Source organism: Huintestinicola butyrica (genome assembly GCF_025567215.1).
Classification (GTDB): Bacteria; Bacillota; Clostridia; order Oscillospirales; family Ruminococcaceae; genus Huintestinicola; species Huintestinicola butyrica.
In genome coordinates this window covers 40,282-55,317 of record NZ_JAOQKB010000016.1, presented here as the reverse complement: position 1 = coordinate 55,317, position 15,036 = coordinate 40,282, and the positions used below count along the sequence as shown (strand labels likewise).

Annotated in this window: 15 protein-coding genes; all 15 read left to right on the top strand. The window is 40.0% G+C overall.

Annotated elements, in window-relative coordinates:
- The first annotated feature begins 559 nt into the window (after positions 1–559).
- The 15 genes from OCV68_RS13370 (at position 560) to OCV68_RS13300 (ending at position 15,034) form a co-directional block, all read left to right on the top strand.
- On the top strand, positions 560–1,018 hold the full coding sequence (locus OCV68_RS13370; protein WP_147621048.1) for a hypothetical protein: 459 nt from the start codon (positions 560–562) through the stop codon (positions 1,016–1,018).
- Positions 1,011–1,667 (top strand): hypothetical protein, encoded by a 657-nt coding sequence (locus OCV68_RS13365; RefSeq protein WP_147621049.1) that lies wholly within the window; start codon positions 1,011–1,013, stop codon positions 1,665–1,667. The genes OCV68_RS13370 and OCV68_RS13365 overlap by 8 nt, the downstream gene beginning before the upstream one ends.
- Before the next feature lie 4 nt (positions 1,668–1,671).
- The gene (locus OCV68_RS13360) at positions 1,672–1,866 is read left to right on the top strand and encodes a hypothetical protein (protein ID WP_147621050.1); all 195 of its coding nucleotides are present in this window, start codon (positions 1,672–1,674) and stop codon (positions 1,864–1,866) included.
- Positions 1,866–2,447 (top strand): accessory gene regulator B family protein, encoded by a 582-nt coding sequence (locus OCV68_RS13355; protein ID WP_147621051.1) that lies wholly within the window; start codon positions 1,866–1,868, stop codon positions 2,445–2,447. The genes OCV68_RS13360 and OCV68_RS13355 overlap by 1 nt, the downstream gene beginning before the upstream one ends.
- Positions 2,448–2,455: 8 nt before the next feature.
- Positions 2,456–2,815, top strand: a complete 360-nt coding sequence (locus OCV68_RS13350) for a helix-turn-helix domain-containing protein (RefSeq protein ID WP_147621052.1) — start codon at positions 2,456–2,458, stop codon at positions 2,813–2,815.
- A 71-nt stretch (positions 2,816–2,886) separates the two neighbouring features.
- A complete protein-coding gene (locus OCV68_RS13345) occupies positions 2,887–3,117 on the top strand; it encodes a hypothetical protein (protein ID WP_243240731.1) in 231 nt (76 codons plus the stop codon).
- A 255-nt stretch (positions 3,118–3,372) separates the two neighbouring features.
- Complete coding sequence (locus tag OCV68_RS13340; RefSeq protein WP_147621053.1) at positions 3,373–3,885, top strand: sigma-70 RNA polymerase sigma factor region 4 domain-containing protein; 513 nt, start codon at positions 3,373–3,375, stop codon at positions 3,883–3,885.
- Between the two features lie 112 nt (positions 3,886–3,997).
- Complete coding sequence (locus OCV68_RS13335) at positions 3,998–5,374, top strand: DUF3801 domain-containing protein (RefSeq protein WP_262573371.1); 1,377 nt, start codon at positions 3,998–4,000, stop codon at positions 5,372–5,374.
- Positions 5,375–5,475: 101 nt separating this feature from the next.
- On the top strand, positions 5,476–7,614 hold the full coding sequence (locus tag OCV68_RS13330) for a VirD4-like conjugal transfer protein, CD1115 family (RefSeq protein WP_262573368.1): 2,139 nt from the start codon (positions 5,476–5,478) through the stop codon (positions 7,612–7,614).
- 19 nt (positions 7,615–7,633) lie between these two features.
- Complete coding sequence (locus tag OCV68_RS13325; RefSeq protein WP_262573366.1) at positions 7,634–8,083, top strand: hypothetical protein; 450 nt, start codon at positions 7,634–7,636, stop codon at positions 8,081–8,083.
- A gap of 72 nt (positions 8,084–8,155) precedes the next feature.
- Positions 8,156–8,944: a hypothetical protein gene (locus tag OCV68_RS13320; RefSeq protein ID WP_177523389.1), complete on the top strand. Its 789-nt coding sequence runs from the start codon at positions 8,156–8,158 to the stop codon at positions 8,942–8,944.
- A 146-nt stretch (positions 8,945–9,090) separates the two neighbouring features.
- Positions 9,091–9,375 (top strand): hypothetical protein, encoded by a 285-nt coding sequence (locus tag OCV68_RS13315; protein ID WP_177523390.1) that lies wholly within the window; start codon positions 9,091–9,093, stop codon positions 9,373–9,375.
- A gap of 372 nt (positions 9,376–9,747) precedes the next feature.
- A complete protein-coding gene (locus OCV68_RS13310) occupies positions 9,748–10,164 on the top strand; it encodes a PrgI family protein (protein WP_262573365.1) in 417 nt (138 codons plus the stop codon).
- On the top strand, positions 10,157–13,087 hold the full coding sequence (locus tag OCV68_RS13305) for a VirB4-like conjugal transfer ATPase, CD1110 family (protein ID WP_256322090.1): 2,931 nt from the start codon (positions 10,157–10,159) through the stop codon (positions 13,085–13,087). Before OCV68_RS13310 ends, OCV68_RS13305 begins: the two co-directional genes overlap by 8 nt.
- Before the next feature lie 12 nt (positions 13,088–13,099).
- The gene (locus tag OCV68_RS13300) at positions 13,100–15,034 is read left to right on the top strand and encodes a hypothetical protein (protein ID WP_262573361.1); all 1,935 of its coding nucleotides are present in this window, start codon (positions 13,100–13,102) and stop codon (positions 15,032–15,034) included.
- Positions 15,035–15,036: the final 2 nt, after the last annotated feature.

Genomic DNA, 15,036 nt, shown 5'->3' with positions numbered 1-15,036 from the left:
TCGTCCGAGAAAACGTCTCAATTTCCTTACTCCCTTTGAGGTGCTCAAAAAATTTTTTCTCTGATTTTGTTGCACTTGACTTGACAATCTATCAGGAAAAAAACTTCAGAGCACTATTTCCTCCGTGAAAATGATAATACTGATTTAACGGACATTAAAGGTTTCTTTGCAATTAAACTTACTAATGGTGAGTTACATATATTGCATGGAGAGACTGTTGACAAAAATGGTGCGTTGACAGCAAAGGTTTTGTTTAATCCAGATGAGATACAAGAACTTAGAAATCTTTTTGAAAGATATGCGACTCAAAGTTATAGAATGGAGAAAGTTATTTCGGATGTATCTAAACAAAATTTATTTGTAGATTACCTTAAGCGTAAAAATATTGATCTAACGTAGTTTAATCCCCTTATAGAACAAATTGTTTCTATAAGGGGAATTGTTGTTATTATGACTTTTTTGGCATTCAAGGCGGTATTTTGGCATTCAGGGCAAAAGCGTTGACTTGCCAGTCACATACATATATAATACAATTACACTACTATTTTCGGAGGTTTACATGAATTCCTGTGATGTGTATATTGTAGCTCCCATTGCTAAACTTACTTGTGATGAAGATAAGCCATTAGGAAGTAATATTTTTAAGCTACATGAGGTAATCAATAGAATTACGAATAGATATAATACTAAAGTTGATATATATAGTTTGGCTAAGGTGAAAATTAACTCAGTGCCTGAAAGCTGTAAAAGAATTGACGAAGCCACTTGTACAATTATTATTATTCCTTGTGAGAACATACATGACTTTATGATACTCATTGGACATGCTATTGCAAGAAATAAAAAAATCTACATTCTTTTTCTGGACAATAAGACTTATGGCTCACAAACAGGAGTAATAGCAGACGGATATGAGAATGTATATGTAGATTGTGTTAATCCATTGCTGAATGATTTTGACAGACTTGATCGATTTATATTATCAGTTGTCGGAGAAAGAAGTGAATGCAATGCTTGATAATATCCTGAGTAGACTGGGCATATATGATTTAATGGGCGTACTTTACACAGGAACAATTATATCTGTAACATTATGGTTTATTAATAGTGTATTTGATATTGTAAACCTTCAATTTCAAGCTCTTGATGTAAATGGTACATTCCTTTTTATTGTGATAAGTTACTTTCTTGGATTAGTATTTCAAGAAGTAGGCTCATTTATAAGTAAATCAATTTTCTTCAGAAAAAATAAACTTCTGCATATTGCTATGCGTTCTAAGGAAAATGACCCATATCTTATGTCAGAGGCTGAGATGAAGCTTCTTAAAAAGAAACTAAAAGAGGAGCGAGGTTACGAAAACAATAATGCAGATATTTCGTACATATACAATTACTGTAAAAGTTATTGCTTTGAGCATTGTGATGTTTCTTTGATTGATAAAGACCAATCAATTGCTGCGATGAGCCGAAGTCTTTCAGTATTCTTTTCTGTTTTGAGTGTGCTAATAATTATAGCGGTATTCTTAAGTGACAGCATAAGATATATATGGTTAGTTCCGACTTCAATGTTTTTGTCGGTTCTGATGTTTATTCGTTTTAGAAGATTTACAATAATCAGATATGTTCGTATCTTAAGAGCGTATTTATATCAAAAAGGGCGGGAGTGATTTTATGCCGTATAATGAATTTAGAGAGCAAGCAGAGATGTATTATGATAATGCTGTTACAAAGTACAACAATGGTAATTTCATAGGTGCATATCAGGATTTTAACATGGCTAAATGTATTGCAGAGAAAAATAACATGAATGGACTTGTTGAAATTATTGATGTATATTTACAAAAACTAAGAGAAAGGAGCATTTGATGGATAAACTTCTTGACGCTACAATGAATTTTCTTTATCGTAATGAGGAAAATATGGATGAGGAACAGGCTGAAATTGTACGTTATGGTCTGGAACTGTTTTATCTAAAAGCATTCTTTTTTCTTGCAACTATAGCCATCGGCATACTGATGGGAAGCTTTTGGGAGAGCCTTATTTTCACTGCTTTGTTATCAGGTATCAGAACTATGGCAGGCGGTTTTCATGCAAATACAAGAATGCAATGCTTTATAATGTCCATGCTTACATTTGTATGTGTACTTATGATTCTTAAAATTGTAGCTGTATATAATGTTATTCTGATACCTCTCATCGTATTAGCGGTTATATCCTCAATTGTTATATGGAAATTTGCGCCTATTGATACTGAAAATAAGCCACTTGAAGATGATGAGATTGCTGTTTTTCGTAAAAAGGCACGAGTAATGCTCATTGTTGAAATTTGTATCTCAGTTGCGGCGTATCTTATTGGCTTTGTCAGCGTAGCGTGTTCTGCATTGCTAGCGCTTATAGTAACAGGCATATTAATGTCGACAGAGTTGCTTAATAAAAGACGAAGGTAGGAAATCCTATGGTAAATAAAAATTTCGGTGAGTATGTTCGTAAACTGCGAACCGAAAGAAATTATTCCCTAAAGCAGCTTGCAGAAGAAATTGAAATCACTCCATATTACCTCAGTTATATCGAAAGCGGCAGAAAGACAAATCCTAATCAAAGGATTATTGCTAGAATGTTTGTTGTTCTGAAAATGAGCAAATCAGAGATTGAACATTTTTTAGACCTTCATGCTAAAGCAAATGGAATTGTCAGCTATGATATAGCTGAATATATAATGCAAAATGATAATATTCGTGAGGAAATTCGTTCAGCAAGAGATAAACAAGGAGCTTCTCCTAATTGGGATGATTTCATAAAGAATTTTATAAAATGATATGTAACGGGTAATCCCGTTATATATTTTGCAGTAGGGTTGACTAGCGAGTCAACAAAGGAGGTAAAAATTTGGTAGCTGTAAACACTTGTTTGAATGTTTGTAAAACAAAGAAAATACGATGTCCTGTTTGCAGGGGGCGTATTTGCGATTTAGTTATTGATGAAGACATAAGTTGCAGACATAAATACAAAGTGATTTCAGACGAGGAAAGTAAAAGCAACATAACAATAAAATGCCAAAAATGCGGTTTAATTGTTGGCATAGCGATATGTCAGCAAGATATAAAAAAAATACAATAAAATCAAGATACTTAGTACAGGTATCATCCTCTCTGAGTAAATAGGGATTAAAGGATAGAAACTTGACAGGTAGCTTTTAAAGCTATAGTCAGGTTTCTATCCTTTTTTTGTTTATACAGATATGACCTTTCTGCTTTAAAAGCGGAAAGGTCATTTTTATGCTGATTCTTGAATGGCAGCCATACATAGCACGTTATCCTTAACCGAAAATTTAATTCAATTTAGAACTTTATCAAATTTTCGGAGGTAATCACAATGATTGAAAAGAAACGTGTAATTGATTTTGTAAAAATAGGTGAAAACACCAATATTGTTAAGCTGTCAAGTGCTTATGACACTAACTGCTCTATGCAGGAATTTGAAACCGTAGATGACAGAACCCTACAATGCATGCTTGATTCGGAACGTGAAATGGATTCGTTTCAGCGTAATGAACGCAACCACGTAGTAAGTCTGCCTGAAGATGAGGTTAAAGCTGCAAAAATGGGAGCTGTTACTGTTTCAGTTGAAGAAAAATATTTTTCTGAATATGACTCTGAGCAGATTAATGAGATATTGGATGTGCTAAGTAAGCTTACATATCGTCAGCGGAAGAGAATTTACATGAAATTCTGTTTGAAAATGACCTACACAGCTATTGGTTTGTCGGAAGGAGTTGCACCTGCATCGGTTCAGGAAAGCTGTGAGCGTGCATTAAGAAAATTGAGTGAGTATAGTGATATTTTACAAAATACTACGATAAAAACATGGACTGATTTATTGGTTTGAACTATTTTGAGAAAACTTTTTCAAAAAGCCCTAAAAAAACGCTGTTTTTTTTCCTTATGGGTGAAAGGCAAAAACAATCCTTTCAACTCTGAACGGAAAGGAGGCAGAGGATATGCACGGAGATGATGTAGCAAGTGCGGGCGTGAGCGTGTCAACGCAAATCGTTTCAAAGGCAACTGAAATCCTTTTGGATATGCTCAAGGTTGCAATCGAAAAGGAACGAGAAGCGGCACGGCTAAAGCAGTCCGAAAAAAAGCAGGTATTGTCAGGCGGCGAGGTGACATACCAGAAGCTGAAGGAGGGCGGCGAGGTTGCAATGCTCCCGTCCTTTGACAAGGACGATTACGGAGAATTTCTCAAACGGGCAAAAGAAATGGACATTCCTGTTGCGGCGATACAGGAACACGGCAAAGAAAATACCCTTTCTCTTTTCTTCAATGTAAAGGATAAGGAAGCGGTAAATGCCATAGTTCAGGATATTGTCCGAGAGAAACTGAAACAGCCTGAGCAGACTGAGCGTATGATTACCATTGAAAAGGAACAGGTTGAGGGTTTCCAAATGTATTGTTCAGACCACGACATACCTGTGAATTTCATGGAAACTCAGAACGGAGTCAAATGTATTTTCGGTGCTGCGTATGAAAAGCAGATGGAAGCGGCTGTTGAAAATTTCAAAAAGCTCCACAGTGAGCTTGCCAAAACCGAAATTGATGTTCAGAAAGATTCCAAAGGAAAGCTGAAAATCACATTCAGCGATACCGAGCAGGGCAAAAAGGTCACAATGAATTTCTGTACGAAATCCAAAGTGGAACGTGTCTTGCAGGAACGGCTTGGGTTTAGTCAGGTCAAAGCGGTTGAAGCGGCGAACGCACTTACCGCAAAGCTGTCAGACCAGCAGCTTGGATACTATTTAAGCGGTTCAAGACAGCTTGAGCAGATGGCTTATTACGAAAAGGACATCAAGTTTGAAAACGAGAATGTTCTGACGGATAAGTTCTCATTTGCAAAAATGCAGTTTCAGGAGGAAGATACTCCGAAGCTCACCATTACCGATGAGCGAGGGCATTTTGTTGTTCTGTCTGCAAACACACGGGACAGAGTCGAGATTGAAAAAAGTATCCGTCAACATTTAAAGGTTGAGGATACGGAAACGGTCAAGGCAATTATGACAAAAGCCGAAAGACTTGGCTTTGTCGATGAGCCGAAGCAGGTTCAGTTCAAGGAGTTCCTTATCGAGCGTGAAACACAATCCGCATTTACGGTGCGTGGCGGTTCTACGGTAGTCAGACTTGATTTGTCTGACAGAGAAACAGCGAAAAAACAGCTTATGGACAGCTTTGGAATGACAGCGGCAAAGGCTGAAAGAATTATCGACAAAGCGAGAAAGCAGACAGTTGTAAACAATCTGTTGAAAAAAGCTAAAGCAAAGGCGGCATTGACAGCCGACGCTATCAAGCATAAGAAGCTGGATAGGGGGTCACGCAAATGAGCTGAGTAGCAAAAAAGCCTGATTTCGTTACAATCAGCATTTATGCGGTACTTGCCGTATTCGTAATTTACTTTGCAGCTTCATTGGGTGCTTGTTTTGACTTGTCTACCAATGAAGAAGGCAAGGTTGATTTCGATAACCTTGCGAACAGCTTGGAAACAACCCTTATGGATACCGAACTTGTCTTTGAACAGGTCAAGGCTGGCGGCAATGCCTTAATGTTTCCTTTGTTTACTGCTTTCGGTATCGGACTTTATGCTCTTATGAAAGTAACAGGCAAGAAGAAGTTTCACCGAAAGGGTGAGGAACACGGTTCTTCAAGGTGGGCAAATAAAAAAGAAATTGCTTCGCTTCTGGACAAGCCGCCTAAATCGCAAAAAGGCGAGAAAAAACCTCGTGACCAGCCTAAGCAGAAAAAGGGCGAATTCGTTATGGACAATAACATCATTCTTACAAATGATGTGAAAATGTCCCTTAACACAAGACAGACGAGGAAAAACCTCAATGTTATGGTAATCGGCGGTTCAGGTTCGGGTAAGTCCCGTTTCTACGTAAAGCCGAACCTTATGCAGGCAAACACAAGCTATGTCTGCACAGACCCTAAAGGCGAGCTTCTTCGCTCAACGGGAAAAATGCTGGAGAGCTACGGCTATAAAATAAAGGTGTTTAACCTTATTGATATGGCTCATTCTCACAATTACAACCCGTTCAACTACATTTATGATGTTGACGGAAATTACAGTGCAACCGCTGTAATCAAGATGGTAAACGTCTTGATGAAGAATACCTCAAAGGAGGGCGGCGGTGGAGGCGATCAGTTCTGGGACGACTCCACAAAGGCACTTTTGGCGGCACTTTGTTTCTATCTTGTTGAGTGCGAGGATAAATCAATGCAGAATTTTTCAGAGGTTATGAAGCTTCTGAAAAAGGCGGAGGTTAAAGAGGGCAGCGACGATTATCAATCCGACCTTGACCTTATCTTCGACGCACTTGAATTTCCCGAAAAGTATCAGACAGAGGAAGCCGAACATAATGAGCAGTTCAAGAACCTGAACCTCATTGACCTTGCAAAGTCAGCAAAGCCTGCAAACAGATATATGTGCCTGAAATACTACAAGGATTTCAAAAAGGCGGCAGGCGATACAGCAAAATCTATCCTTATTTCTACTGCGGTAAGATTGCAGGCGTTCAATATTCCCGAAGTTATGGATTTGACCTGCTGCGACAACATTCACCTTGAAATGATAGGTGATGAAAAGACCGTTATGTATATCATCATTCCGTCTTCAGACGATACTTTCAACTTTTTGGCGGCGATGATGTACACACAGCTTTTTGATGTTCTGTATGACAGGGCAAATTTCAAGCACGGCGGCAGACTTCCTTTTCACGTCCGCTGTCTGCTGGATGAGTTCGCAAATGTCGGCACTATCCCTCGATTTGAGGAGCTATTAGCAACAATGCGTTCTATGGAAATTTCAGCAAACGTCATTATACAGAACCTTTCACAGCTTAAAAAGATGTATAAGGATAGCTGGGAAAACGTACTCGGTAACTGCGACAGCCTGTTATTCTTGGGCGGTCAGGAGCCGACAACTCTTGAACACGTTTCCAAAACGCTGGGCAAGGAAACTATTGATACCCGTTCCCATAACCGTACAAGAGGCAAGAATGGCTCTACCTCTGAAAATGATGGTATCTTGGGACGTGAGCTTATGACGGTGGACGAGCTGAAAGTTATGAAAGATAACGAGTGTATTCTGTTCGTCCGTGGTATATATCCGTTTTTCTGCGATAAATTCGTGATTGAGAAACACCCGAATTACAAGCTGTTGGAGGACTCGAACAAGGACAATGCCTACCTAATCAGCAATATAAAGACGGTACAGTACGGCTCTTCCGAGGAGCAGGAAAACGAAGATTTACATTCCGAACCTGTTGAGGATTCGGAGAAACAAATTGGTAATGCCGTTACTGAAGCAGAAATGTCAGACCGAAAAACTTCAAGTGAAGATGTTCCCGACCAAGAATTTGAGCAGTCTGTCACCATTGAAGATATAATCGGAAATCAGGTACATACCTTTATCGGAGCAAAAGAATTTCCAAAAGACCCGAAGCAGGGTTTTGCACCTGCAAATCTTGACAATACCGAAATTGTTGTAACGGCAGAGCCTACATTAAAACCGCCGTTTACTGAGGTGGCTGATGACAGCTATCTTGATGTATTCGATGAAATTTAATTACACGGAGGTAATTGCAATGAGAAGAATTATTACTTTTATCAAGGACAAGTTTACAGATTTCAAGGCAGATATGCGAAGAAAGCAGATTAAGATGAAAACCACAATCAAGGAGGATTTTACTCCCAACAGCCAGCTTACCGCTGAACAGCGTGACGCAAAGCGTATGCGTTCTATCAGTAAGATTACGGCAGGTGTTATGGCTGCTAGTATGATGATGTCTTGCATGGGTGTGACAGCTTTTGCCGCTGATGGAACAGAGGGCGTTGAAACATTTAATACGGTAGTTGAGTTCATTGTTGACTGGGTAGCAAGAATCGGTCTTGTTATCGGCTTCATCGGTGCGGTACAGTTTGCAATGGGCTTCAAGGATGATTCTGCTGACGGTAAGACAAGAGGTCTTATGTGCCTTGCTTCAGGATTCATCGTATTTGCTGTTGCAAAGGCTTACGATATGTTTACGGTATAAGCCTTTCGGGAAAATCCCCTGCTTATGCAGGGGGAGTTCCTTTAATATCAGCGAAAGGAGCTGACTGATTGAATGATTGAATGGGAAACCGTTGAAGGTTGGGTCAGAACTTGGCTCGATATGATTAACTATACATTTGATAATGCAATACAAACGCTTACAGTTTCTCCTTTTGACAGCAGTATTACGATAATTGACACAGCAATGACAGCAGTAGAGGGTGTTGCTCTTGTGCTGGTATCAATGTTCTTTGCGATACAGCTATGCAACGACGCAATGTTATTAAAAATACAAAGCTACGAACAGGTTTTCAAGCTGTTTTTTAAGTTTATTCTTGCAAAGGTAATCGTTCAGAACGCGAGAGGACTTATGGGGATTCTGTTTAATGGCTTTAATTCCGTAGCTGCAAGTCTTGGCGATTCAAACTATGGCTTTCTTTCGTCCTTTGGTACAGACGCATTAATATCACAGCCTTTGGATGCAGGATTTTTAAACCTAAATTATCTGCTGAAATATATTGAAACAATGCCGACATTCCTTATTTTAATGGGAGCTTGTTGGGTAATCAATCTTATCCTTATCGGCAGACTTTTTGAAATTATCGTATATACTGTTATTTCACCAATTCCGCTTGCGACTTTCGCAGGTGAAGGCTGGCACGATAGTGCAAAGGCTTTCATCAAGAGCTATGCGGCTGTTTGCTTGCAAGGACTAGTGGTAATTGTTATGTTTTATGCATTTTCACAGGTGGCAGCATTGTTGGGAGGAACAGATACAATGGGGATTACAATAACAGCGCTGGCTTTGGCATTGGGTGTTGCGAAAAGCGGACAATGGGCAAGGCAAGCTGTAGGTGCTTAAATTTATATAGTGGAGGTTAAAAAATGAATTTACATAGTGAATTGAAAAAGGTAGGAGTATCTCATAATTGTTCGCAGTGCTGCCGCAGTTGTTGTGGTCGCAAGGAAGCGTGTAGGGAATTTTATCCGAGCAATATGAGCGCTTTTATGGCTTATATTGTTGAGAGCCTGCGTGATATTGTTCCGCAGAGCAAGGACAGCAAGCTGAAAAGACATGTCACAAGTGACTGCAAATGTTTCGATGATGGTGTTACAACACTTGACGCATATTATGTTCAGCTTATAAATTCTGTACTTTCTGAAATACGCAAAGGCAAAGCCGATTATGTTTTCAATTTTGAGCAGATAAAGGATATAATGCGTTTTGAACCAAGAATAACCGTCAGATACATAGCTTACGCAGAATGCTACGAAATACGAAAGGCAAAATGACTTTATGAAAATTCACTATGAGGATATTTACTCCATTACGATGATTATTGCAGGAACATTATCCCTTATATATGTTATCTGCAAGATTGTTGAATGGACAAGTTGAAAGGAGTTTTTTGAATGAATAAGAGATGTATTGTTGCTATCGTTGCGGCTGGAGCTGCTGTGCTTACAGGTGGTATCTGCACGGCAGTATGTGTAATACGCAAAAAGAAGAAATCATGACTTTGATATAGGAGGTAAGTCCGATGATGACAAATGCCATTATAATCGCTTTTCTCGCTGGAGGAGCTGGCGGATGTGTGTATTTCGTCCGTTCACTCGTAAAGCTTGATGAAAAGCTCAATTCACTGTATTGGGGGGATGGCAGTTATGATTGAAATCCGCATTCCGAAAGAGATTAAGAATTACCGAGAAAAGCTGTTTTTCGGTTTAACACTTCGCCAGAGTATTTGTGCAGGTGCTGCACTCCTGATATGTGTTCCTCTGTATATCTTCGGTAATAAGTTTCTGCCGCAGGAAGCGGTATCTTGGGTAGTAATCCTTATTGCTGCTCCGCTTATGATGGCAGGCTTTTTCAGATATAACGATATGGTGTTTGAACAGTTCGCTGTAGAACTTTTCTATCATCATTTCACACCTCAGAAACGAGTGTATTCTTATGAGCCGCCGTTTATGGATTTCAGAAACGCATACATTGCTGAGGAACTTGCGGCGGAAATCGAGGAAAAAGAGAGCAGATCTGCTTTCAAAAGATTTTTAAGAAAGGCAGGTATCAGGCGTGGATAACTTTGTTTACGAAGAAGAAATTTTGCTTGACGAGGACGGAGTTCCCGTTGAGATATATGCCGATGAACCCGAAGAAACTACAAGGGTATGGCAGACAGCGGATACAGAAACGCAGGGAACAACAGCAGAGCAGATGATGTATTTTACCGCTGAAAAAGTAGAGAAATTAATATCAATGGAGGTAAATCGTGATGAGTTCACACAGACAGAAGAATTATCCGTACAGAAAGAGACAGAAGTGGCAGTTACAGCAGTGCCGGAGGTTTCCGAAGAACCAGAAGCCGAGGGAACAGAAACAGCAGTATCGTCAGTTCCGTCGGAAACAGGGGTAAGCGAAACGGCTACAGAGGTCACAACTCCTGAATCTGTTACTTCTGCGGTAACATCAGAGATTGCTGTTGTTCCCGAAGCTCCCGCTGAAACTCCTAATCAGAGTAATAGCATAATGGCTTTTCTGCTCCTTGCTGGTGTGTTTGGTGCGGCAGTTGCGGCAGCAGTCTTTTATATGAAAAACAGCAAAAAGAAGCTTGCTGATCCTAATGATATTTCACAGCTTTCAGCAAAGGAACGTGATTCGCTCCGTCTTAACAGGCAGAAAAAGAAAAAGCCCAAGAAAAAGCGTGTAAGCAAGAAGCGAATTGTGCCGAAAACGACACAGAAAACACTTCCGTACAAGAGGGTTTGCGATGAATATATCATCAAAATTGATGATAATAAATTCAGCAAAACTTACCGTTTTGAGGATGTGAATTACGCTATCGCAAAGCAGGAGGAGCAGGAAGCAATTTTCCTTGCGTATTGTTCTGTGCTGAATAGTTTTGATACATCTGCGGATATTCAGATTACGGTACATAACAATCGTGTAAATAAGGCAGATTTCAATAAAATGGTGCTGCTGAAGCATAAGGGTGACAGCTTCGATCACTACATTGACGTTTACAATGAAATGCTGGTTGAAAAGATGGAGCAGGGACAGAACGGTATTATCCGTAACAAGTATCTGACCGTAACGGTTCAGGCGGCAGACTTGGAATCGGCAAGAGCTAAGTTCGCTTCTATTGATTTGGAAGTTATAAACGCTTTTAAGAAAATCGGATCGATTATAACTCCTCTTACCTCACATGAGAGAATGAGTATCCTTAAAGATATTTTCAGAGGTGTAGATGAGGAAATTCCTGTTCTGAGCAACAAGGATTTCAGCAGACAGGCTGAGAGAGCGTATTGCTGTCCCGATTATTTTGAGTTCAAGAAGGACTACTTTATGTGGAACAACAAGTATGCCCGTACAATGTTTATCAAGGATATGCCTGCAAGTCTGAAAGATAACATTCTTACAGATATTGCAAATACAAACCTTGATGTTATGGTGTCGGTGAACGTTGCTCCCGTTGACCCCTACAAGGCTCTGAAAATCGTTAATCACCAGCTTACCTCTATGAGAGCAAATAAGCTGCAGGCAGAGAAAAAGGCAATTCAGTCGGGATATACTTCCGACGTTATCAATGAAGATTTGAAGCACAGCCTTATCGAAGCTGAGGAGCTGCTTGATGACCTTCGTTCAAAAAATCAGAAGATGTTCCTTGATAACATCATTATTATGGTAACAGCGGATGATTTTGACGAGCTTGAGAACAATACTGAAACCATTGAAGCAGTTGTAAGAAAGCATATCTGCTCCGTATCAACACTAAAATTTCAGCAGGAAAAGGGACTGCAATCAGTTCTTCCTCTTGGCAACTGTACGCTTAAAATCCGTAGAACTCTTACAACAGAGAGTACAGCGGTATTCCTCCCATTTGCTTCAAAGGAAATTACGCATAAGAACGGAATGTATTACGGTCTGAATACGCTTTCCAACAATATGATTATCTTCAACAGACTTATGCTGAAGAATCCCAACGGCTTCATTCTCGGTTCGCCCGGCTCTGGCAAGAGCTTTTCGGCAAAGCGAGAAATGCTGAACGTATTTCTTGCAACGGATGATGATATTATCATCATTGACCCTGAGCGAGAATACACAAACCTTGTGGAAGCTCTGAACGGCGAAACGATCAATGTTTCACCTGCGTCCACAAACTTTATCAATCCCCTTGATATGTCAAAGGATTATTCCGATGATGAAAGTCCTCTCATTATGAAGTCCGACTTTATCCTCTCATTCTGCGAGTGTCTTGTAGGTAAACAGGGACTTACGGCAAAGGAAAAGACTATCATCGACCGCTGCCTTAATATCACTTATGCGGAATACTTGCAGGATTTCAACCTCGAAAAAAATCCTACTCTTATGGATTTCTATGAAATTCTCAAATCTCAGCCTGAAAAGGAAGCGCAGGGACTTGCACTTTCCTTTGAGCTGTATATCAAGGGTAATCTGAATGTGTTTGCACACAAGACCAATGTGAACACAACCAACCGTGTTGTTTCCTACGATATTAAAGACCTCGGCAAGCAGCTTAAAACGCTGGGTATGCTGATTGTTCTTGACTATGTATGGAACAGGATTACTGAAAACCGTGCAAAGGGCAAGCGTACTTGGATTTATATGGACGAGATCTACTTGCTCTTTGCCAATGAATACTCTGCGAACTTCCTCTTTGAGCTTTACAAGAGAGCAAGAAAGTGGGGCGGCATTCCAACAGGTATTACACAGAATGTTGAAGATTTGCTGAAATCTGAAACTGCCCGTTCTATGCTGTCGAATACGGACTTTGTTATGATGCTCAATCAGGCTACAAGTGACCGTATTCAGCTTGCAAAGCTTCTGAATATTTCGGATAATCTGCTTGGCTATGTTACCAGCAGTGAAAGCGGACACGGACTTATCTGCTGCGGCGGTTCTATTATTCCTTTCAAGGATAAGTTCCCACACAATGAGCTGTATGACCTTATGACAACGAAACTGGAAGAAGTGCAGAAAAAGTAAAGGGGCGATGAAATGTCGGAAATCAAGACAAACATTCAGAGTTCCGAACCTGTAATACATTCACAGAATAAAGTGGTTCATAATTATGCGGAGCAGTTAAAATCGGCAGTTGTATCTGCCGACCACAAGAAAGCTATACTCCGTGAAATGCAGTTGGAGCTGACAGCACAGCATTACCGCAGACCTGAACATCGTTCTGTTGCTTGTGAGGTTACTCATAATTCCTCTGTGAAGCTGGAAATGAGTTCACAGCCAAGTCTGATACAGACAGGCGGGCAGGTTTCTGCCCCGTCTGTTCAGACAGCGGTTGACAACAGCTTTATAAAAACTCGGCGTAGTACAGATTTCATAAAAACCTCTACACTCACCTATTCCGATGATGTGAAAGAAATCTTTAAGGCTTCTGAAAATCTTGATGAAAAGATTGCTAAAGCCAATAAGCTGTGGCAGAAGAAGGTGAAATCCCGTGCTCTCGGATTAAAACAGCGAGGTTTGAAAAACAAGAAATATACCTTTGCAAAGCTTGACAGCGAAGGCTCTGAAGCTATTGAAATGGTACAGATAGTTCAAAGCGCAGGCAGTGCCGTTTCAAAGGCTGGAGGTATGATACGGACAGCCGTAAAAAGCACCTCAAACGGTATTGGCAGTATAAAGACGATGGTTAAAAACGGCGGTGTGAAGCTGGGTTCAAGAAAGGATATTTCACGAATAGCAACATCTGTCAAAGGGAGCGTAGCTAATATCGCAAAGGATACCGGACAGCAGCTTTTGAAAACCAAGATTGATAAGTCAAAGATTACCGATACGGGAAGCGAGGCTATCAAGCAAGGTCTTACCGATTTGCGTTATGTCGATAATGCAAGAAAGGCTGTTGTTAATACCGCTCGAACAACCGCAAAGGCAGGCTATGCGGTTAAAAACCTCCCTAAGAATGCCCGTGCAAAAGCACAGGAAGCCAAGAACAATGTGAAACGAGTTAAAGAAGCTGCAAAAAAGACAGCGGCTACAGTAAAAAAGGTTCTGACATCAAAAGTGTTCTGGATACTTATGCTGGTAGCGTTGCTTGTTTTACTCGTGGTCTTGCTGATAAATGGGATTATTACAGTAATATGTTCTGCTGTCAGTAGCTTGTTTGCTTGGATGTGTCCCGATGGTGATACCTCGGATGAAACGATTAAGAATAACATAGGGACATATATTTCACAGATACAGCAATGCGAAACTGATATTCAGGCAGAAATTGATGCTGTTGTAAATAGTTTAGCTCCCGAATACCGTTATGATGGTACGCAGATACAGGGCTTAAATCAATTCGCAAATAGCAAGTTGCAGTTATATGACTACAATGCTGTTCTAGCAGTTCTTGCAACGCAGAAATATCAAAAAGTATTGGAGGGCGGTACGGATGATTTTTATTTTACCGTTGAAGAAATAAGGGAAGCTGTAGAAATGTTCTATAGCTTTACATATTACTATGGGTACGATTATTGTCCTAATTGGGATTGCTCTCTTGATGAAAACTGCTTGCTTAGTCTTTCAGCCAATAGTTTTGAAATATCTGGAATAAGTTATAATTCTTATTACAATTATTATGAAGTTACAATGCATGGACCGACTTATGAACATGCTTCAAGTATGTATACTTATCTTGAAATATATATGTTGGAGGGTGGAACCATTTCGGGTTCAGGGTATGCAGATGTATCGGGTGGGATGTGGTCTATAACCTACACAATAAGTACGGACGCTTATGTACAGATTGATTGGGATGAGTTCTATCTGACAGTATCAACGGTGTATTGTAATAATTCTAACCACTGTTATATGTACGGCGGCGTATACAACTATGATATCGAAACGGTAATGCAGAAAGCAGGATTTGATGATGAGGAACGAGAAATTTTTGAAATTTACCTTGCACAGATTGAAGCTATAAATGGAGTGTGATG